Origin of the sequence: Nitrosomonas sp., assembly GCF_019752415.1 — a bacterium.
Taxonomy (GTDB): Bacteria; Pseudomonadota; Gammaproteobacteria; order Burkholderiales; family Nitrosomonadaceae; genus Nitrosomonas.
Genome location: NZ_JAIEME010000065.1, coordinates 1 through 20972, shown reverse-complemented (window position 1 = coordinate 20972; position 20972 = coordinate 1). Strand labels below are relative to the sequence as shown.

Genomic DNA, 20972 nt, shown 5'->3' with positions numbered 1-20972 from the left:
AAATTGGGCAAATTATCGCAATATTACATAATCACTCGGCTTGATCTCTACTGCGCGATGAATTATTCAGCGTTTCCCTAATTTTTCAGCACATGCAATTACTGAAATCCGATATTGACGATACACAGAGTTTGTGCAACTGTGTTAACAAATCTGATTTATTCACGGTGAGTTAATCGTTCATCAACCAATTCAATCCAGTGCTTAACAGATGCCGCAGTTCCTCCTTGCAAATGCATTAGGCAGCCAATATTAGCAGTGGCAATCTGATCAGGTTTCCCAGACTCCAGGGCAATTACTTTGTTTTTCAGTAATTGTTGTGAAAGCTCTGGCTGCAAAATGGAATAGGTACCGGCCGAACCACAGCAAAGATGTCCATTAGGCACGACAGTCAAGTCAAAACCGACAGCGATCAGGATCTTCTCAACCACACCACGAATCTTCATACCGTGTTGCAAAGTACAAGGAGAGTGAAAAGACAGTTTTATTTTATCGGTATTGGTATTTTGTTTATCCATCAAGCGCACAACATTTTCAAGTTCAGCATGGAGTATTTCGCTAATATCTTTTGCAAGTACTGATATTCTGGCTGCCTTCTCGGCATAAGCTGGATCATGTCGTAATACATGTCCATATTCTTTTACGGTTACACCACACCCGCTGGCTGTCACCACAATTGCTTCAACTTCGTCTCGTTCAATCCATGGCCACCATGCATCAATATTGCGACGCATATAATCCAAACCTTCCTGCTGGGCATTTAGATGAAAAGTAACAGCGCCGCAACATCCCGTCTTCTCTGCCTTGATCAAAGCTATACCGAGATTATCCAGTACACGTGCAGTCGCTGCATTGATGTTGGGCGCTAATACCGGTTGCACACAACCATCAAGGACCAGCATTTTGCGCGCATGATTCGCCACCGGCCATTTTTTAGCCGGTCTAGGCTTGACCGGGATTGTTTTTTTTAAACTTTCTGGCAGAAATGGGCGCACTGCTTGCCCTGACTTAAGCAATACATTAAATATCAATGAATTTGGCAAGATCTTGCGTAGCATATAACGCATAGCATCCGACCTGATGTCACGTTTCACCTGCTTTTCAAGCAGATCGCGGCTAAGATCCACCAATTCTCCATAGCGCACGCCTGATGGACAAGTCGTTTCACAGGCGCGGCAAGTCAAACAACGATCCAGATGCAGTTGCGTTTTTTGCGTAACGGGTTGCCCTTCCAGCATCTGCTTCATCAGATAAATACGACCGCGCGGACTATCCAGTTCGTCACCCAGAATCTGATAAGTCGGGCAAGTAGCCAAACAAAAACCGCAATGCACACAACTACGGAGAATGGCATCCGCTTCCTGTCCTTGCGGAGAATTTTTTATAAAATCAGCGAGCTTAGTTTGCATTTACATCTCAGGATAAAGTCGACCAGGGTTCAAGATCCCCGATGGATCAAATTTTTCTTTCAGCGCACAATGAATTTTCATCATGCCGGGATCAAGCGGATGAAGCACAGAAACACCCGGCTCATTGCTGCGAAACAAGGTGGCATGACCACCCGCGTCTTTTGCTGCTTTGTGAATGGTTACTGCATTCAATTTTTCATCGCCCAGTAGCCAGCGCAAACCACCATTCCATTCTATTAGCTGTTCTGCAGGTAAATTTAGAGGCGGTGTTGTCGGATTAATCGATAAACGCCATAGGGAACTCGCCGACTGGAAAAAGCCATGCGTTTGTTCGCGTATCGATCTCCAGAAAATTTCACTCTCACGCAATTCTTCGCCGCCCAATTTTAACTGGGCAGCTCGTACTGCTGATTCAGCGCCGGATAATCTGAGCAACAGTTCACCATTCCTATAGCAAGTCGCAGAAATCGGCAGCGGCTTACCGGCCCATTGATTCATTCTCTCGATGGCTACAGTTCCATCCATTTGCATATGCAGAGTAATTTCGGTCACAGGCTTAGGCAAAACTTTGAGCGAGACTTCAAGCAACATCCCCAGCGTACCCATAGCACCCACCATCAGTCGCGAAACATCATAACCCGCAACATTCTTCATCACCTGCCCGCCGAAATTGAGATCATCCCCTTTGCCATTGAGCATCCGCACACCCAGCACAAAATCACGCACCGAACCGGCGGAAGCACGGCGCGGACCTGACAAACCGGCAGCAATACAGCCACCCAACGTTGCCGCCGCGCCAAAATAGGGTGGTTCAAACGCCAGCATTTGCCCTTTTTGGTCAAGTGCAGCTTCCAAATCAGCCAGACGAGTGCCTGCACGTGCAGTAATGACTAGCTCAGTCGGCTCATAATCGATAATGCCGCTATAAGCCGTTGCATCCAGTAGCGTGTTATTTTGCGCCACTACCGAATTGCCATAAAAATCTTTTGTGCCGCCACCACGTATCTGCAGCGGGGTTTCCTGCTCAGCCGCTGCACGAATAGTTGCTTTGTATTGGTCAATAATTGCTTGCATGGACTTTAAAAACGGGGCAAGTCAGCAAATTTATCTTCACCGCGATGCACATGCATCGCACCCAATTCGGCACAGCGATGTAGTGTGGGCACGGCTTTACCGGGATTCAGTAATCCTGAAGGATCGAACGCCGCTTTCACCGCATGAAACATTTCCAGCTCGCCCGTTTTAAATTGGGTGCACATCTGATTGATTTTCTCCATCCCCACACCATGTTCTCCGGTGATCGTGCCACCGGCATGAATACACATTTCCAGTATTTTTCCGCCAAACTCTTCCGTTCTCTCCAGTTCACCCGGCTGATTGGCGTCATACAAAATCAACGGATGCAAATTGCCATCTCCGGCATGAAACACATTCATGCAGCGCAATCCATATTCCTGGGAAAGTTTCTCAATGCCGTCCAACACATCCGCCAGATGCTTGCGCGGGATGGTGCCGTCCATACAGTAATAATCCGGAGACACCCTGCCCGCCGCCGGAAATGCCGCTTTACGCCCCGCCCAAAATCTGAGCCGTTCAGCTTCATTTTGTGAAGCGCTGATTTTAGTCGCGCCACTTTGCTGCATGATGGCATAAATGCGCTCGATCTCATCGGCCACTTCCTCAGCGCTTCCATCCGACTCACACAACAAAATAGCCGCCGCATCCAGGTCATAACCTGGATGCAAAAATTCTTCCACCGCATGGATGGTAATTCTATCCATCATTTCCATACCGGCAGGAATAATGCCCGCGCCAATCACATTCGCCACCGCATTGCCTGCTTTGTGCACATCATCAAATGCCGCCATTACCAGTTGCGCCTTTTCGGGTAGCGGAATCAGCTTCACCGTAACTTCCGTGACAATGCCCAGCATGCCTTCACTGCCCGTCATCAACGCCAGCAAATCATATCCCGCGCTATCCAGGCTTTCACCGCCAATTTCCAGACACTCGCCCTCGATAGTCAGAACACGCAATTTGAGAATGTTATGCACGGTGAGGCCATATTTTAGGCAATGCACACCACCCGAGTTTTCCGCCACATTGCCGCCAATCGAACAAGCAATTTGTGACGAAGGATCCGGGGCATAATACAAACCATACACTGCCACCGCCTCACTGATCGCCAAATTCCTGACGCCCGGCTGAACCCGCGCCATGCGTGCAAGTGGATCCACGGCGATGATTTGGTTCAACTTGGCAAGTGACAACAAAACGCCTTGTGCATGCGGCAATGCACCGCCTGACAGACCTGTACCCGCGCCCCGCGCCACAACAGGCGTTTGGGTTGCATAGCAAAGCTTTAGAATTTTGACGATTTGTTCTTCCGTGCGCGGCAAAACGACCACCAACGGCAATTGCCGGTAAGCCGACAGACCATCGCATTCATACGGCCTCAAATCTTCGGTTTCATACAACACCGCCTCGGGAGGCAAAAAAGACCGCAGATTATTGACGAGTTCTTGAGGGGACATACAATTATTCCGGATGCTTTTGAATTTCGTGATTGGCTAATTTTTCCAGCATTTTTACAATGGCCGAATTATCCCATTTCGCGCCACCATGTGCGAGACAGGCAGAAAACAATTCGCGCACGGTTGCGGTATTGGGCAAACTTACTCCCAATGCGGAAGCGCTCGCCAAGGCAATATCCAAATCTTTTTGATGCAACTCGATGCGAAAACCCGGTTCAAAATTCCGCTGAATCATGCGTTCGCCATGCACTTCCAGCACACGCGAAGCTGCAAAACCACCCAGCAAAGCTTGCCGCACCTTTTCCGGATCGGCACCCGCCTTGGATGCAAACAGCAATGCTTCAGCCACGGCTTCTATGGTCGATGACACAATAATTTGATTGACGACCTTGCAAATCTGACCGGCACCATTCTCACCCACATGCGTAACCGTCTTGCCCATCAATTCGAGCACCGGTTTAATTCTTGCAAATACCGCTACGCTTGCACCCACCATAATGGTCAGCGTGGCATTTTGCGCCCCCACATCACCGCCCGAGACCGGCGCATCGGCGTACTCTTGCCCCAGCACATTCAGCCGTGTCGCAAACTTTCGTGTATCCAGTGGCGAGATCGAACTCATATCCACAATCATCTTGGCTTGATCAGAGTGGGGTTCTAAGCCCTCAACAATGCCATTCTCACCGAATAACACTTTCTCCACATCCGGCGTATCCGGCAACATGGTAATAATCATATCCGCATGCTGCGCCACCACCTTGGGCGAAGAAAATGCCCTGCCGCCCAGCGCAACCAAATCGGCAGGCACGCCACTGCGCGAATGCAAAAACAAACTGTGCCCGCCCTGGATCAAATGCCCAGCCATGGGTTTTCCCATAATGCCCAGACCGATAAAACCGATATTTGCCATAACCGTTTACTTTGAGAATGGATAGCCGAATGATATGTCGATAGCCGGAATAACGAAAGAAAAAACTACCGCTGGGATAATCGGACCCGCCACAGTGCCGCCAACGAGCTGCCTATCAATGAATGCATCAGCACTGAAATCGCTCCCACAACCGGTGCCAGCGGCAGCAACGGAAATGCCTGTTTGGCCAGCACGATCGCCAGACCGGAATTCTGCATGCCGACTTCAATCGAAATAGTGCGGGCGCTCTGTGTCTGACAACCGAGGATCCGTGCGAGTTGATAGCCAATCAGAAAACCGCCGCCATGCAACAACGCAACCGCGAGAATCAGTTCGCCGCCATGCGTAAGAATGGTCTCAGCATTGGCTGCAAACACCACCGCGCAGATCACGCACACCCCCAGCACCGACAGCAGCGGCGCGACAGGCATCACGCGCTGCACAAGCTGCGGCACCCAGCGATTGAGCAAAACGCCCAATACGACTGGCAAAATTACGACTTGCAAGGTTTGCTTGAACAACATCCAGGTATCTACCGGAACCAAAGCACCCGCAAATAATTGCGTCAGCAGAGGCGTCAGAATCACCGCAGCCAATGTGGAGCAAACGGTCATCACTACTGACAACGCCACATCAGCTTTCGCGATATACGAAACCAAATTCGAAGCCGTGCCGCCGGGACAGCAACCCACCAGGATCAATCCAACCGCAAAATGCACCGGTAAGTCAAGTCCCGTCGCTATTCCCCAGGCCAGTAAAGGCATGATGGAATATTGCGCGGCAAAACCCATTGCCACCACGCTCGGCATGCGGGCAATCCGGCGGAAATCATCGAAGGTTAGGGTCAATCCCATGCACAACATGACAAAAGCCAGAATCAGCACCACAACCGGTCCTTGATTCAGCGGCAGCAACCACTCCGGCGAGGATAAAGCCAAAGCGCCGGCCAGTATCATCCAGAGCGGAAACAACAGGGTCAGTCTTTGCAGCATAAAGGATGTCGGATCCGCTTAGATTTCTGGCAGGAAAGAACGTGCAAACAACAGGGTATGGTGCTGCCCGTACTGATTAACGATACGACTGGCTTGCAGACCGGCTGCCGCTGCCATTTCCTGTAATGTTGAAAAATACTCCGGGTAATCGTGATCATGCACATGCGTACACGCCTCTTCCAATTGATCCGGCGGCACCTTGATCCAATTGTCGCGCATGCATTTCAGATAGCCTTCCAAATAATCCTCGCGGCTCTGGTTTTCCTCACGCACCACATCTACCAGAATCAACCAGCCCTTTCCCGCCAGGCAACTCCCAACGGCTTGGAAAAAACGCGCTTTATCAACAGACGTTAAATGATGTACCGCAAATCCCGTGAAAATTACATCCCAGGTTTTACTGGTGGCTTCAACAGCTTCCAGCAAATCGCCCTGCGTCAACCCAACTTTCGAGCCGGGCAAATCAGCCAAATAGCCACGTGCCTCGATCAATGCCGCTTCAGACAAATCCACGCCTGCATACACCGCCGGAGGAAATTGCCGCAGACAAGGCGCCAGATAGCGCGCACTACCGCAACCCAAATCCAGCAAACGGTAACGCCCGGCATCGTCACGCAAGCTCAGCAGCCGCCCTACCCCCGCATAGATTTCCTGATGAAACATGTAATTGTGTTCCGTGATCAGATCGTACAACGACCAGGAACGTGTAAAGATGGTGGTGGATTCAGCAGATGTCATCGGGAATTAAATAAACAAACTCAGTAGGCAGCACTTTACATGAAATTTAAGCGGTAGTGGATGCCATTAAGCGGAGTGCAATACACCTGGTGGTGGTTCATAAAGCCGAATCAATGACGGATTATGCTACACTAATCCATCCTACAAACCCCAAAGACCAAGCCCGCAGGGGCTGCACCCCGCAAAGGGACAAAGGACAAAGATCAAAAATCCCTGGCGATACGAAAACCCCGGCCGACGTTGGAAGCAACGGAGTAGTACCTGAGACGGCCAGCCGATCGCAAGTACTGAGGAAAGTCGAACCACGAACCGCCCCGAACCACCCGGCGATTACACACGCCGCCATTTGCATCCGTCCAGGCGGAACCGTTATTCGGTGCATTCTGATAGTTTTCATGCCCGCAGTCCTGAGTCCATTCCCAAACATTTCCGGCGGTGTCATAGAGCCCAAATGCATTCGGTTTGAACGAACCTACTGGAGCAGTTTGCTTTTTGCTATCCCACTGACTACCGCAGCCAGAGCAGTTTGCATTGTTTTCCCCAATATCATTTCCCCACCAATAAACGGTTTGCGTTCCCGCGCGCGCAGCGTACTCCCATTCGGCTTCGCTCGGCAGGCGATATTGCTTACCGGTTTTGTCCGATAGCCATTGAAGGTATGCTTGCGCGTCGTCAAATGAAACGTTAATCACAGGCCGCTTGCCGCGTCCCCAGCCATAATCATCCGGCAATTTTCGGTTGGTCGCCTTGGCAAACGCATCGTACTCGTCAAATGTAACCTCATATTTACTGATTTCAAAGGCATAGGCGATGGCGACTTCGTGTTGCGGCTTCTCATCATCATAGTCAGCGGAGCCCATCAGGAATTTACCAGGTGGGATGCGTACCATTTCTGGTTCAATGGCAGAAACATTGGATTGCTCAGTAACAAGTTGGTTAATTGGATCGGGGGTTGCCTGTTGCGATTGTTCCGCAGTTGGCTGAGGTGAAATCAACCCAAAATAAATCCCTGCCGCCAGAACGATCCCAACCACACCCGCAATCGCTGCGAATCCCGGAAAACCTGGTTTTCCCGATTTTTCTGGTATTTTAGGTGATTCAGATTGCAGTGGTGTCGGCACCTCCATGATTTTTTCCAGTGCTTTTATCAGCTTGTCGACATCCGTATGAAAACGATGATCGGTGATTTCAAGCCCTTGGTGCTTTGTCAGCGGCACCAGGCATACGGGCAGTTGTGCCGGTTTGGGCATCGCGGCACCACCAACCAGTACTGGAATAACGTGAATGTTCCGCTCCAGTAATGCGGCGATTTCAAGCTGCACCCAATTATCCAGATGATCCAAACGCCGCTGTCCGTTCGCATCGGCGATATCCAGCCAGTGTTCTCCGATCAATACCACGGCCACTTGCACCGCTGCCAGTTTCTCCTGAATCACTTGATCAAAAACCTCGCCCGGCTCGATCTGATCGATATCCATAAACACATGGTCATGACCGAAATGGGCAGCCAGCCGATCATACAGCCGGCCTGCGTAAGGCGAACTATCCTTGCGGCGGTAATTAATGAAAATTTTGGACATAGCGAATGTTATTTTTCAAACCGCCAATCATACTGGCAATCGATTTTTCCGGTCAAAAAAACGTTAGTAGCAACTCGAAATCAACGCTCGGATTGACAGCCCTGGCAGCGATTTGCGCACTTTCTATCCCTCAGCTAGTACTTTAAATGACAGTGAGAATATCCTGATTTATTGTGATTAATTGTTGTGTCATCAAGAGAAATCTAGTAAATTGATTGCCATCGATCACGTTTAATTTTATTGATCCTTTTGATTACTATGAATAAAAAACCTTTACCGTTACTCCGAGATAGTCTCGTATGCAGCTTTTGCATCAGCCTTTTTCTTCTGACCGGCTGTCAATCGTTTCTGACTCAACCATCGGTTCTAGCCACTCCGGCGATTAAATCTTTGCCCATTCCCCTGGCCAGTCATGAGTTCAACTTTGATCCCGCTCGTGATGATGTGGTTGGCACGCTTCAGGTGATCACCGTCAATAAAGACGATACGCTTTCCGATATCGCCCGGCGCTTCAACTTGGGTTACGAGGAAATCGTCAGCGCCAACCCGAGTGTTGATCCCTGGTTGCCGAAAGCAGGCACTCCCATCGTGATCCCCACCCAGTTCGTGCTGCCGGATGCACCGCGCCAAGGTATTGTGATCAATCTCGCCGCCATGCGAATGTTTTATTTTCCCAAAGCCAAGGCCGGTGAACCGCAGAGAGTCATCACCCATCCTCTCGGCATCGGGCGCGTGGAATGGAAAACGCCGGAAGGCATCACCAAGGTTGTATCCAAAAAGGCAAATCCCGCTTGGATACCGACGCCTTCCATCCGTAAAGAACACGCAAAAAACGGCGATCCCTTGCCTGCCATCGTTCCACCCGGACCGGATAACCCAATGGGCACGCATGTGCTGAAACTCGCGTGGCCGAGCTACGCCATTCACGGCACCGACAAACCGCCGAGTGTCGGGCTGCGCGGCAGTCACGGCTGTCTACGCATGTATCCAGAGGATATCGTAGGCATATACAATAACGTGCCGGTCGGTACAGCCGTGCGCGTCGTGAATCAACCCCGCCTGCTCGGATGGCGTGACCACAAGTTGTATCTACAAACTTATCCGATCCTGGAAGACGATAAACGCAATCACGCTCAGTTACTTAAGAAAACGTTAAGCGCCGTGCGCGCAACCCCTAAGGCAAAACACGAAGCGCGTGCCCAAGCCAAGATCAATCAGATTCTGCTCGATGAAGTCATTCGCAATCCGCGCGCCGTAGCCACGCCGGTCACACAACCAAATATGACGTTACAAACCTATCTTGACCGTGCCACGCGTGTGCAAAATATCCTGCCTTTCAACGCGACTTGGGAAGGCGATATGGAGGGACAGTTGACAGCGGCAGAAGTACTGAAGCTAGCGAATAAGGAATCCGATCCGGCTCGATAAGATCACCCATTGTTTATCTCAGTTCGATGGCATGCCGATTAACAGTGCTAAACGTCCAAACGCACCTTCAGCTCGGCGTTGGGATAGTCCTTTAACCACACACTCAGTTGCTCGGGTGAAGGCTGGCCGCCACGTCGCATCAGGTGCGCCCAGGCAAGCACAGCAATCGGTGCGATGATAAAAGTGCCGGCAATAAACAGCTTGCGTGTCTCGGCTATAAAAGCTTCGCGCTCTACGGTTGGCACCTGGGCAAGATCGTAACCCCAACCCAACCAGGCTGTCATTCCCAACATAAAGATGGCAATGCCGAACCAGAACAAAGGCGCGAATAGTCCCTTGCCGGGTACATACTGCAGTTGTAACGGCTTGCCGCCAAACTGTTCGCGTTTGGCCAGCGCCGCATCGATCCGCTGATTGATGAAAATGATCACCCACCCGACGGCGAACCAACCGGCATAATTAGCCAGCGTAACGTCAAAGTGCCAGCCTGGCTCAGGATAGTGGTAAATATCGCCCAGAAACCAGTGCTTGCCAAGATGCGCAACGGGGTCGGTGATCCAGTCCAACACCATCATGAAGAATGCGCCAACGAACAGCACGGTAGCGCTATTACGAAGATCGCGAGACGTTACGCGTTGCACGTTGAATCTACGACGCCAGTGCGGAGACAGGAGGAATTGCGCAAACGAGAAACTCACGTAACTGAGAAAAACAAATGACAGGGAATCAAAGAACGGAACACCGAAAACTATCAAGTCGTTCTCCAGCGCTTCGTAATGGTATGCATAGTAGCCGAATGGTATGCCGTGATTAATGCTCCCCCACTCGGCGGCAAGCGCAACCAGATAGCCCGTAACTAGCCAGATGAAAGTACGCAGCTTTCCCTGCTCGAGCCAGCTCAAAGTCAGAAAAGCCAGAAGAAATAGCGTTACATAGGGGCGAAATGCAAGGCTGTAGAGAAGTTCTAACATGAAATGATCAGATTGATTTATCAGACATAATGGCCGCTGTAACATCGCTAGCCAGAGCTACCCGGTCCCCTTCAATGATCACGGCATGGGCGTTGTGCTCAATCAACTGGTAGTAGTGCAGATATTTCTCCACCTCCGCTGGTTGCGTGGTTTTGCGACCATAGTATTTGCCTGCGTGGGGAAAAACTTCGGTGGCGACCTGTTCGTCATACACCGCAAAGTCCCATGGAATATTCGTATTCCTATCGCTCACGGCATTGGCTCCCAGGATTTCATCGCGAAAGGCAATCCGGATATCGATCCCGTCTTTCAACTGGGTCAAAATGATTTTCTGAAATTCCGGCTCTACAAATTCTTCCCGGTTAATGACAAAAATCCGTGTAATTTTGACCTTTCGTTCCAGGGCTCGCAAGTTGCTCTGGTAGAAATTCACCAGTGTGGCGCGAGCCAGCCAGCCAAAAGTGATCGGATCAACAGCCCTGATTTGCAATGTGGCCGCATCACTAGATTTTGCGCCATCCAGGTAGAATTCGGTTTCATCCAGCGGAATAAACCCATTCTGCAACATGGTAATAGTGCGCATTGTATTAGCCAATAACTCTTGAGCCTTTGCCTGACATTCGGCATCGGTAACCCGGCTGATGGCGTAGGTTACTTCGTGAGCCTGGTGGTAAAGATCGGTTAATTCAGTGCGGGTCTTTCCGATGTCTTCCCGAAGCAGATAGGTAGCCAATGACAAAAGCACTCCGACACCAAAAATCAGGTAGGATGCCATTTCATTGTGCAACACCAAGTGAAAGAAAATGGCTAATCCTGCACCGGCGAGGAATTCGATAAATACTGCCATCTGCTGCAATTTATGACTGAACTTCATTGATTACGTACCTCCTGTGTGCTTTAGGGCTTCAAACTTGGGGATGCGGAAATTTCCGCCAGAACCCTGTACAGGTAAAAAGTCTCAGATGTCTTGGGAAGACCGATAGGCATACCAGCCTATCCTTATATATGGTTTTTGGTAGTATCAAGCACCGGCTACGCGCGGTTTATTGCAGTTGAATCGCAGAGGCACTGTGCCCAATGCTCTCATTATAATCAAGACCGCATTGCGCAGTGTAACGCTGTATGTTTATTGAGAAAAGAAACTTTTATAATAGTATCCATGCAGATTCATTTTTTATGCTATTTATCAGCAAAGCAAGGATAGGATTTGTACGCCTGATGACGGCTTTTCGGGTGGCAGAGTTGATCAATGTCCAGATTTCGCTAATGCCAGCACTGCAGGCACTATAATTTAGTAAGACACGAAAAATTAATTGAATAGACGGCCAATCATTACTGGCTTCACAGACTCCTCTTTAATTCTGCTGGTTATGACATTACAAACGAGAATAACTATGGCAGATATTTCGCCCATCCGGCTGGTGATCCACGGTGGTGCCGGGGCTATCGAGCGCAACAAACTGACTGCCGAACGTGAGCAAGCCTATAGGCACGCGCTTGCACTATCGTTGATTACCGGCCATGCCGTGCTTGCAGCAGGCGGCAGCAGTATGGATGCAGTCATTGCGGCAATCGTGGTAATGGAAGACTCACCTTTGTTTAATGCGGGCAAAGGCGCGGTTTTCAGTCATGCTGGCCGCAATGAGCTGGAAGCGTCAATTATGGATGGCGCCACGCGCATGGCGGGAGCCGTTGCCGGTGTCACAACAATCCGCAATCCAATCCGTGCCGCGCATGCGGTGATGACGAAAAGTGCGCATGTGATGCTAATCGGTCAGGGTGCCGAAACTTTTGCAGCCGAACAGGGTTTGGAAATTGTCGATCCTTCCTATTTTTACACGCAACACCGCTGGGATCAGTTGCAAAAAGCCCTCGCAAAAGAAAGCGTTTTGCGTGACCACGATGCTGATTCCAGCGCACCGCTGCCTGACGTCGATGAAAAACGCGGAACCGTCGGTGCTGTGGCGCTGGATCACCATGGCAATATCGCTGCTGGTACATCGACCGGCGGACTCACGAACAAACGTTACGGGCGCGTAGGGGATTCTTCGATCATCGGTGCCGGAACTTACGCGGACAATCGCTCCGTTGCGGTATCCGCAACTGGCACTGGAGAAGTGTTCATCCGCACTGCAGCGGCTTTCAATACTGCGGTGCAAGTAGGGCTACAGCGCATTCCGATTGCCGAAGCAGCGGATAATACGCTGGCAGAAATCGCCGCCATGGGTGGTGACGGCGGTTTGATCGTGCTGGATACGAGCGGCAATTATGCCATGCGTTTCAATACCAGCGGCATGTACCGCGGCACCATCGGCAATGATGGCATTGCATGGATGGGTGTTTTCCCGGAAACTGTTCACTCGTAGCGATTTACAATGCGCTCCTTCATAATATGAAATTCGCCAAATTCGCTACTAAACATTAATTGTTGCGGTTGGTGCTTGAATCCACCCATATTTGAATCAGACAATCCGGCAATTGGTTAGCAGGCCGTTGAAAAACGTTTTCGAGGTAGCCGATGCAAGGCAAAAACAGGCGAAAAAGCGCAGTTTATGCTTAATAAATGAGCATTTTGAGTCTGTTTTTAATACCGCAGCGGCAACGCAGAAAGTTTTTCAACGGCCTGTTAGAGCCAGTAGTAGCCAAAGTTTAAGATAAGAAACTCCTATAAACACATCCATCAATGATTCCAGATTCACGACTATGAGATGAAAATAAAATGAGAAACTATCGAGCAAAACCCGGAAGCAAATTGAGTCTGTCGCATTTTGACGCTGACGATACTGCTGACTACAAAAAGACTGACAGAAGCAAAGAGAAAGCTAAGGCTGTCACAGAAAAATTGATCGGCAGACTTGGGGAATTGCAGGAACGCCTTTATGCCAACGGTAACCGGTCGTTACTGATCGTGTTACAGGGAATGGATACCAGCGGCAAGGACGGGACGATCAAGCAGGTGATGTCCGGCGTGAATCCGCAGGGTTGCGAGGTGGTGTCCTTCAAGACGCCATCCCCGGAAGAACTTGATCATGATTTCTTGTGGCGCGTACATCAGAAAGCGCCCGCCAAAGGTCAGATCGGAATTTTCAACCGTTCGCACTATGAAGATGTACTGATTACCCGTGTGCATGGATTGATATCGGATAAAGTGGTGAAACAACGATTTAATCAGATCAAAGAATTCGAGGAATTATTGTCCGAGAGCGGAACAGTAATTCTCAAGTTTTTCCTGCATATCTCCAAGGATGAGCAGAAGAAACGACTGGAGGAGCGTATTTTTAATCCGGAAAAGCGATGGAAGTTTAACGAGGCGGATCTCGAAGAACGCAAATTATGGAAAAACTATTTGGATGCGTTCGAGGCCATGATGGCCGCCACGAGTACCGATCGAGCACCCTGGTATATCGTACCGGCCAACCACAAATGGTATCGCAATTGGATCATCGCTGATCGTGTCGTTAACGCATTGGAAGATATGAAGCTGAAAACACCTTCTGCACCGGCAGGAATCAATTTTGATAAGTTAAAGATTGAATAGTAAAGTATCTCTGCCCCCTACTGCTGCACGCAGTGGCATTAGACAAGGAATCGATATGGAAATTGAACTGAAACTAGCCTTGCATCCGCGCCACACTGCGCGTATCCGGAAACATCCCTTGTTAAGCAAGATCACACCAAAAAAACGCCCTCTGCTCAGCATTTATTTCGACACACCGAAGTTTGATCTGATGCGGCGCGGCATCGCGTTGCGTATACGCCGGGTGGATGATCAGTGGATTCAAACGTTGAAAGCCGAGGCACAATCCGTCGGCGCGTTGTCGACCCGCCCGGAATGGGAAATGGCGATTACCAACGACAACCATCCGGATTTTTCTGTGCTGCCAAGAACAGCATTAGATTTACTGACTGGAATCAAGCTAAAGCGCATTGCGCCGGTATTCACGACCGAGTTTGAACGCACTACCTGGCAAATTGGCAATTCTGCCGCGCAAGCCGAAGTCGCGCTCGATATCGGAAAAGTCTATGCGGGAGAAATGTGCCGGGATATTTGTGAAGTGGAAATTGAGCTTAAATCCGGAGAACCTACGTTTTTGTTCGATGCCGCAACACAATTACTCAAACAGGTGCCGCTCCACATCGAACCGCGCAGCAAAGCGGAACGCGGCTATATCCTGAGCGGCGCGGTGATTCCTGCGCCAATCAAAGCAACGCACGCGGTAATTCGCAAGCATCAAACTTCCGGTGAAGTTTGGAATGCGACGACGCAAGCTGCGCTGGTGCAATTGGTCGCCAACGTGCCCGGTTTTCTGGAAAATGCGCACGACATCGAATATCTTCACCAACTTCGCATCGCATTGCGCCGTCTGCGGACCGGCGTGCTGCTGACGAAATCGATAGGCATAGAATCTCCAAACTGGGATCAGCCGTTACGTGAATCACTGCATACGCTCAATCCGGCGTGTGACTGGGATGTGTTCTTACAGGGGACTTTATCTCAAACCTTGGCGGCACTGGGAGGATCACCGGGGAATGCATCTGTTCAGGACACAACGTTTGCTCTGATGCGTGACGCTGCTACGCACGCTCGCCAGCGGGCGCAAACATTGTTGCTCAAGCCCATTTTCACCCGGCTTGTACTCGACATCGGCCGCAGTCTTCTGGTTACGCCATCCAGCGTGGAAATAGGAGATGCTAAGGCCTGGTCAGAGAGGGTTCTTGAGAAACGCTGGCAAAAGCTAAGCAAACGCTGCCACGGCTTTGCTAGGCTGGATGCTTCCGAACGCCATTTGGCACGTATCGCCGCCAAGAAGATGCGTTACACGGTAGAAGCTTTCGCGCCGTTCTACGGAAAAAGCGCTCACCATTTCACTACCGCTTTGTCGGCATTACAGGATGAGCTGGGACGTGAAAACGATATGCGGGTCGGTGAACAGTTACTGCGCGCATTGCCCAAAAAATCCGTCACACACAGCTTCGAGTTGGGCCGACTCAGCGGCGCGTTAGAATTGAAAGCCGCTCAGCAGGCGCATTTATCCAATTCTGTCTGGCGGCGACTGGCAAGATCGACATTGTTTTGGCACTAGCTGTTAACCGAATACCCATGCACATGCACTAACCAAGCAATAGTACAGATCAATATAATGCACGTGGCCAGTGACATAAACGCGTTGCGGCGATATTTTTGCCCCAATAAAGCTTGTGGATATACCGAGATAATAAATGGCTGTGCTGCGTTTCTCGGTTTTGCAATGATATTAGAATCCGGTTCCAGAACCAGTTGATCATGAATTTTCTGTGCTTCTGACTGCGCCATTTGGCGAGCGAATTCCCATTCTTCCTGATCGATCTTGCCGTCCTTGTTGGTATCAAACCGGTTTCGCAACGCCTGCTGATCTTGTTTCCATTCGTTAATCAGATTAATCATCACATCTTTAGCTGATTGCTGCGCCGTCGCAGACCAGGTACTGAATTGACCTAATATATACAGCGGCTGACCCGGTAGTATCAACCATTCACTGTAGCGGTAGTTGTTTGTCATCGCATTCACAATCGACTGGCTTTCCAGTATCTGAGTCCGGGTTGGCCATTCGGTATTGCCATACCAAATCAATTTCTCGTTGCCGTTGACTTCCGCGTCATCCGGATCCACATAGCAACTGCTTACGCCATCTGTCAGCTTAAACCGGTGATCACTGTTATTTTTGTAAACAACATTCCAGCGTGTTTGCGTACGGCCATTCTCAGTAAACGATTCCTGTTGTTCGATCAGACTGCGATACCAGAGACACGGATGATTTGAAAGTGGCGCGTAAATCGGCTGGTCATCAACAAACTGCCCTTTTCCTTCCAGTTCAATGTAACCTTGGTGCGCGGAACGTAGTTTGGCGGTAGGCGTATCCTCGATAATACGCAGCCGCTTCCAATTTCGAACAAACAAGTAAAAGCTGATCAAGATGGCCAGTAGCAACGCCCCAAAAACAAACTGATATTCTTCCGGTGAAAGCTCTGCTGCCAGGATATTCATCTGGAAACCGTGCGTTAGCCAAACAATTTGCCGATATTGACATCCTGTCTGTCGACATCGCTAAATTCGAGCAAATCTCGTGGCTTGAATTTAAACCAATTGGCAACAATGACATCGGGAAACTGCTCAATTCGCACATTGTTAATTCTAACCGCTTCATTGTAGTACTCACGGCGATCCGCGATGCTATTTTCCAATCCGGAAATCCGCGCTTGCAAATGCTGGAATTTCTCACTGGCTTTCAAATCCGGATAGTCTTCCGCCACTGCGAACAAATTTCCCAACCCAACCCGCAACATGTTTTCCGCAGAACCCAATGCGCCGATGTTGCCAGTTTCACGTGCGGAGGCAACCTGCGAACGGGCTGCAATCACTTGCTTGAGCGTTTCCTGTTCAAAACCCATATATTGCTTGCAGGTTTCAACCAGCTTGGGAAGTTCATCGTGGCGCTGCTTCAACAAAATATCAATATTCGACCACGCCTGGGACACGCTATGCTTAATATCAACCAGGCTGTTATACAGCATAATTCCGTATACGAGAACGATGGTTATCCCTGCCAGGGAAATATAGATGATGATATCCACTGCATACCTCCAGTTAATTACATTGATGCAATATACCTGAGTAAGAATCCAGGAAATGGCTTAAAAAGGAGCAACTAGTGGCTTTATTTCCTTTCATTGCACCGCAACCTTGCACTGCTTGCGCAAATGCTATTGACGAATGACACTGCGCTTATCTATGCTACCCCAGCTTAAGAAAAATACAATCACGTATCAGGAGTCACCCATGAGCGTTTCAAAAGAAGTAAGCAAGTTAATCCAAACAATAGTGTTGGTATTACTCATCATTGGCTGCACAGAAGTTTTAGCGCAGCCGGAAGACGCCACCAAATCAGTAACGATGATACTCGGCGAGGAAGGCCCTGTTGGCTGCGAATTACTCGGCAGGGTGAAAGGTTCATCAAAAGAGAGCGAAGCCGAAGAAGACAATACTCCCTATGTCGACCGGTTAATAAAAGCCAGAAACGACTTAAGAAGTGAAGCACAAAAACTGGGCGGCAATAATGTGCATATCATCTATTCCAATAACACCGGAAAATATGATATCCCCGGGGTTGATAAGGAAGTCATATTTATCGGGAATGTCTATCGTTGCGAGTAACCCCGGTGATCATTAGTTAATTTTATGAATTAACCCTTTTAATCTTTTGCTTTACTTTGGTAATCCGTCAACACACCTACTGCGATAATGACCAGACCAACGGCAATATAAAAATTCCGCGCGATCTCTTCATTGGCAAAACCGAAAATAAAAGGCATCGCAATCAGCGAAGGACCAACGATGCGTTCAATCCAGCCATGGATGGGAAATGGAATGAGCTTGATGACGCCAAAAGGAAAGTCGGATGCCAATGTGACGATCAGATGAACTACCGCCAGGCCATACGCAAGCACCGCTGGTGTCTGGCTCAAATCTAACAGTGTTGGGGCAAGTAAAAATAGAATAACGGTCAGAAAATCAAGATAGCCGTGTAGACGCGGTGAAATCACTTTCATGTTAATGCTCCTGTATTAATGAATGGTTCCCCCAATGGTTACCATGCTGCATACATTAATACAGCGCTGCCGCGATGTCTGTTAGCTACAAAACAAACTAGAGATTACTTGGTGTGACAGAAATCACTGAGCACGGCACCATTGATACAAATCTGATCGCGCGTATAGTCGAGCATGCCGCGATTTCTGAAATCATTCAGGATGGTGCTCACAACCGGGCGACTGGCACCGATCAAGTCCGCTACATCCTGCTGCGTCAAGTGAATTTCCAATGCATAGCCATGCGTGCAGCGGATTCCAAACATCTCCGCCAACTCCAGTAACGTCTCGGCAAGGCGCATCTCAACCGGTTGCGTCAGAATGGTCCGGAGTTTGCGTTCGATTTTCTGCTTGCGGGCGTATGTCTCCTCAAACACATGCCACGCCAGCTCTGCATGCTGTGACAGTAATGCTTTGAAATCGCTATAGGCCAAACGATAGTAACTCACTTCCCCGAGTGCTTGTGCCGTCTCTTCCATTTCCTGGTGGGCAGAATCGCCCTGCAAATGACCCATCACATCCCCTTTTCTCAGCAACGCAATGGTAATTTCTGTTCCCTGCGCTGTCAGATGAGAGAGCTTTACGATACCGCTTCTTATCCAGAAAACGTAGACACAACAATCCCCTTGACGATAAAGGCAATCTTTACTTGCCGCATGGATTTCCTGAATCGAAGGATAATCCTGCTTTAATTGCTCGAAACCACGCTCAAAAAACGTATCTATTGATCCCGATTTAGCGCTGTGCTCTGACAAAGACACTCACTGCTCCCTTCAATTCTGAATTTAACAACTTACGCGTTCTTAATGACTGGAAGATTCACAAGCAATACAATCTTACAATGAAAAGCGCTATTATCCTGAAAAATGCAATGAATGCTAAAAATAGAACAATGCAAGATAATAATAAGCAAGCAGAATTACCACGGCCACTGGATCGTGTACTTGAATAAGTGTCAACATGACTGTTACTGCGCCTAATTTACGATTCGGCATGCAAGAGGAATTCATAATGTCAAAATTTGTTGTTTGTGCACTGTATAAATTTGTCTCCTTCCCTCATTACGAAGAGATACAACAACCGCTGCAGGAGAAGCTGGCTGAAAATCAGATAAAAGGAACGTTGTTGCTGGCGGAGGAAGGAGTCAATGGCACCATTTCTGGCAGTCGAGAAGGTATCGATTCTGTTTTGGGGTGGATGAAAACGATACCTGAGTTTGCTGGCATCGTGGTCAAGGAATCCATGACCGACGAGATGCCATTCAAACGCAGCAAAGTAAAGCTGAAGAAAGAGATCGTCACAATGGGTGTTGAAGGAATCGATCCCAAGAAACTGGTAGGAACCTATGTGGCACCACAGCAATGGAATGATTTAATTAACGAGCCGGGGGTTTTGTTAATCGATACCCGTAACCAGTATGAGGTCGCGGTCGGTGCTTTTGCCAATGCAATAAACCCCCACACCACAACTTTCCGGGAATTTCCACACTACGTATCCCAGCACCTGGATCCTTCGGTGCATAAAAAAGTGGCGATGTATTGTACGGGTGGAATTCGTTGTGAAAAATCCACAGCATATTTAAAACAGCAGGGATTCGAAGAAGTCTACCATTTGCAGGGCGGCATTCTGAAATACCTGGAAGAAATTCCACAGGAGGAATCCTTATGGCAAGGCGAGTGCTTTGTGTTTGATGAACGGGTTACCGTGAATCATCAACTTGAAAAAGGCAGCTATGATCAGTGTCACGCATGCCGTTTGCCGATTTCAGAGGAAGATAAACTCAGTGAGTACTATCAGCAGGGTATCAGTTGCCCCGCTTGTTATCTTGATCGCTCGGAAGAAGACAAAGCCCGGTACCGGGAACGAGAAAAACAAGTGAAGCTGGCCGAAATCAGGGGCGGAACTCATATTGGGGATATCAACTGCAAAAGCAAGTAATTGCTACGCTTGATTTATAGTACTTAGCTTCGTTTTGTTTTGCTTTCCTACGTCTATTTACTGATGGCGCATAAGATGGTGTGAGTGTTCCGGTACTGCATGCCGTGAATGGTCGCTGAATTGACCGGAAGTAGCTGCCAGGTTTTCCATTTATTTGAGAATCTTCTTTGAAGTATCTAGCGATAATTATCATCCACTTACATGACATCACATGACAATATCATTGTGTTTTATCACGAGGAATAGATTAAGGTTAGCAATTCCGAAAAAACTGAACAGACAAAGCTTCAGATTATTTTCTCTTTGCCAAAGCCTGCATCAAGTAGTCTCTAAGCATACCCATGGATGAAAGTTCGCTGGGCTCAACCGTACCCGCTGCGCCAATTCGCCAGTCGGCATAGATCAAACCGATAGCGCGGCCATTGAAAACCAGAGGTAGTAGAATGAAAGCATCCACATCCGGTAAAGCCTCTCTCAGCCAGTCCGGTATACTGGATGCTGCTTTGCTCGAGGTAATTTCCTGGATAAATACATCGGCTTTGTTCATCATCGACAAATGGAATACATCGGTCGCATAAGCTTCGGGAAAAGTAAGCATCGGCAGCGCTTCCGGCATCCTATTACCAAAACCCACTTTAGCTTTAAATATCCCGGCATCACGAAAAAAAGTAACTACGCGATTAAACCCCATGCTCGCATAAATGGTTTCAAGAACCATGCTCAGTCCACTATTAAAGTCTATTCCTTGCGTCAATGCGGCACTAAAATCTAGGGAAACGCTGAATAATTCATCGCGCAGTAGAGATCAAGCCGAATGACTATGTGATATTGCGATAATTTGCGCAA

20 protein-coding genes are annotated in these 20972 nt (G+C 49.0%); 6 read left to right on the top strand and 14 right to left on the bottom strand.

All coding sequences use genetic code 11. From position 1 onward, the window contains the following. Positions 1-158 precede the first annotated feature (158 nt). The 7 genes from glcF to K2P83_RS10885 all read right to left on the bottom strand — a co-directional run bounded on the left by glcF (position 159) and on the right by K2P83_RS10885 (position 8163). On the bottom strand, positions 159-1409 hold the full coding sequence (gene glcF / locus K2P83_RS10915; protein ID WP_292929090.1) for a glycolate oxidase subunit GlcF: 1251 nt from the start codon (positions 1407-1409) through the stop codon (positions 159-161). Further along, positions 1410-2483 carry a glycolate oxidase subunit GlcE gene (gene glcE / locus K2P83_RS10910; RefSeq protein WP_292929088.1) on the bottom strand — a complete coding sequence of 358 codons (1074 nt, stop codon included), beginning with the start codon at positions 2481-2483 and terminating at the stop codon, positions 1410-1412. 5 nt (positions 2484-2488) lie between these two features. After that, positions 2489-3943, bottom strand: coding sequence for an FAD-linked oxidase C-terminal domain-containing protein (locus K2P83_RS10905; RefSeq protein ID WP_292929086.1), 1455 nt, complete (start codon positions 3941-3943; stop codon positions 2489-2491). Between the two features lie 4 nt (positions 3944-3947). After that, the gene (locus K2P83_RS10900) at positions 3948-4853 is read right to left on the bottom strand and encodes a 2-hydroxy-3-oxopropionate reductase (protein ID WP_292929084.1); all 906 of its coding nucleotides are present in this window, start codon (positions 4851-4853) and stop codon (positions 3948-3950) included. Between the two features lie 65 nt (positions 4854-4918). After that, positions 4919-5845 (bottom strand): bile acid:sodium symporter family protein, encoded by a 927-nt coding sequence (locus K2P83_RS10895; RefSeq protein ID WP_292929082.1) that lies wholly within the window; start codon positions 5843-5845, stop codon positions 4919-4921. Between the two features lie 18 nt (positions 5846-5863). Then, the gene (locus K2P83_RS10890) at positions 5864-6583 is read right to left on the bottom strand and encodes a class I SAM-dependent methyltransferase (protein ID WP_292929080.1); all 720 of its coding nucleotides are present in this window, start codon (positions 6581-6583) and stop codon (positions 5864-5866) included. Between the two features lie 203 nt (positions 6584-6786). Next, entirely contained in the window at positions 6787-8163 is a 1377-nt protein-coding gene (locus K2P83_RS10885) for an SUMF1/EgtB/PvdO family nonheme iron enzyme (RefSeq protein ID WP_292929078.1), read from the bottom strand. A 390-nt stretch (positions 8164-8553) separates the two neighbouring features. Here K2P83_RS10885 and K2P83_RS10880 point away from each other — a divergent pair, with 390 nt between their 5' ends. Continuing rightward, positions 8554-9591: a L,D-transpeptidase family protein gene (locus tag K2P83_RS10880; protein ID WP_292929076.1), complete on the top strand. Its 1038-nt coding sequence runs from the start codon at positions 8554-8556 to the stop codon at positions 9589-9591. A 47-nt stretch (positions 9592-9638) separates the two neighbouring features. On the opposite strand, the gene K2P83_RS10875 is transcribed toward K2P83_RS10880, so the two are convergent. Further along, complete coding sequence (locus K2P83_RS10875) at positions 9639-10562, bottom strand: carotenoid biosynthesis protein (RefSeq protein ID WP_292929074.1); 924 nt, start codon at positions 10560-10562, stop codon at positions 9639-9641. A gap of 7 nt (positions 10563-10569) precedes the next feature. Then, positions 10570-11436: a hypothetical protein gene (locus K2P83_RS10870; protein WP_292929072.1), complete on the bottom strand. Its 867-nt coding sequence runs from the start codon at positions 11434-11436 to the stop codon at positions 10570-10572. Between the two features lie 520 nt (positions 11437-11956). Here K2P83_RS10870 and K2P83_RS10865 point away from each other — a divergent pair. From K2P83_RS10865 to K2P83_RS10855, 3 genes are all read left to right on the top strand, one after another. Next, positions 11957-12928 (top strand): isoaspartyl peptidase/L-asparaginase, encoded by a 972-nt coding sequence (locus K2P83_RS10865; protein WP_292929070.1) that lies wholly within the window; start codon positions 11957-11959, stop codon positions 12926-12928. Between the two features lie 353 nt (positions 12929-13281). Next, a complete protein-coding gene (locus K2P83_RS10860; protein WP_292929068.1) occupies positions 13282-14100 on the top strand; it encodes a polyphosphate kinase 2 family protein in 819 nt (272 codons plus the stop codon). Then, entirely contained in the window at positions 14093-15646 is a 1554-nt protein-coding gene (locus tag K2P83_RS10855; protein ID WP_292929066.1) for a CYTH and CHAD domain-containing protein, read from the top strand. Before K2P83_RS10860 ends, K2P83_RS10855 begins: the two co-directional genes overlap by 8 nt. Here the strand turns inward: K2P83_RS10855 and K2P83_RS10850 are convergent. Next, the gene (locus K2P83_RS10850) at positions 15643-16587 is read right to left on the bottom strand and encodes a GIDE domain-containing protein (RefSeq protein WP_292929064.1); all 945 of its coding nucleotides are present in this window, start codon (positions 16585-16587) and stop codon (positions 15643-15645) included. The two genes, K2P83_RS10855 and K2P83_RS10850, sit on opposite strands and share 4 nt — an antisense overlap. Before the next feature lie 14 nt (positions 16588-16601). Next, positions 16602-17174 (bottom strand): LemA family protein, encoded by a 573-nt coding sequence (locus tag K2P83_RS10845; protein ID WP_292929062.1) that lies wholly within the window; start codon positions 17172-17174, stop codon positions 16602-16604. Between the two features lie 205 nt (positions 17175-17379). Here K2P83_RS10845 and K2P83_RS10840 point away from each other — a divergent pair, with 205 nt between their 5' ends. After that, on the top strand, positions 17380-17754 hold the full coding sequence (locus K2P83_RS10840; RefSeq protein ID WP_292929060.1) for a DUF4156 domain-containing protein: 375 nt from the start codon (positions 17380-17382) through the stop codon (positions 17752-17754). A gap of 38 nt (positions 17755-17792) precedes the next feature. Here the strand turns inward: K2P83_RS10840 and K2P83_RS10835 are convergent, their stop codons facing one another. Together K2P83_RS10835 and K2P83_RS10830 are read right to left on the bottom strand one after the other, a co-directional pair. Further along, complete coding sequence (locus K2P83_RS10835; protein WP_292929058.1) at positions 17793-18149, bottom strand: hypothetical protein; 357 nt, start codon at positions 18147-18149, stop codon at positions 17793-17795. A 104-nt stretch (positions 18150-18253) separates the two neighbouring features. Next, positions 18254-18949: a Crp/Fnr family transcriptional regulator gene (locus K2P83_RS10830; protein WP_292929056.1), complete on the bottom strand. Its 696-nt coding sequence runs from the start codon at positions 18947-18949 to the stop codon at positions 18254-18256. Positions 18950-19199: 250 nt separating this feature from the next. Between K2P83_RS10830 and K2P83_RS10825 the strand changes: the two genes are divergently transcribed. Beyond that, positions 19200-20126, top strand: a complete 927-nt coding sequence (locus K2P83_RS10825; protein WP_292929054.1) for a rhodanese-related sulfurtransferase — start codon at positions 19200-19202, stop codon at positions 20124-20126. A 292-nt stretch (positions 20127-20418) separates the two neighbouring features. Here K2P83_RS10825 and K2P83_RS10820 read toward each other — a convergent pair whose 3' ends face one another. Beyond that, the gene (locus K2P83_RS10820) at positions 20419-20844 is read right to left on the bottom strand and encodes a hypothetical protein (RefSeq protein WP_292929052.1); all 426 of its coding nucleotides are present in this window, start codon (positions 20842-20844) and stop codon (positions 20419-20421) included. Positions 20845-20972 lie beyond the last annotated feature (128 nt).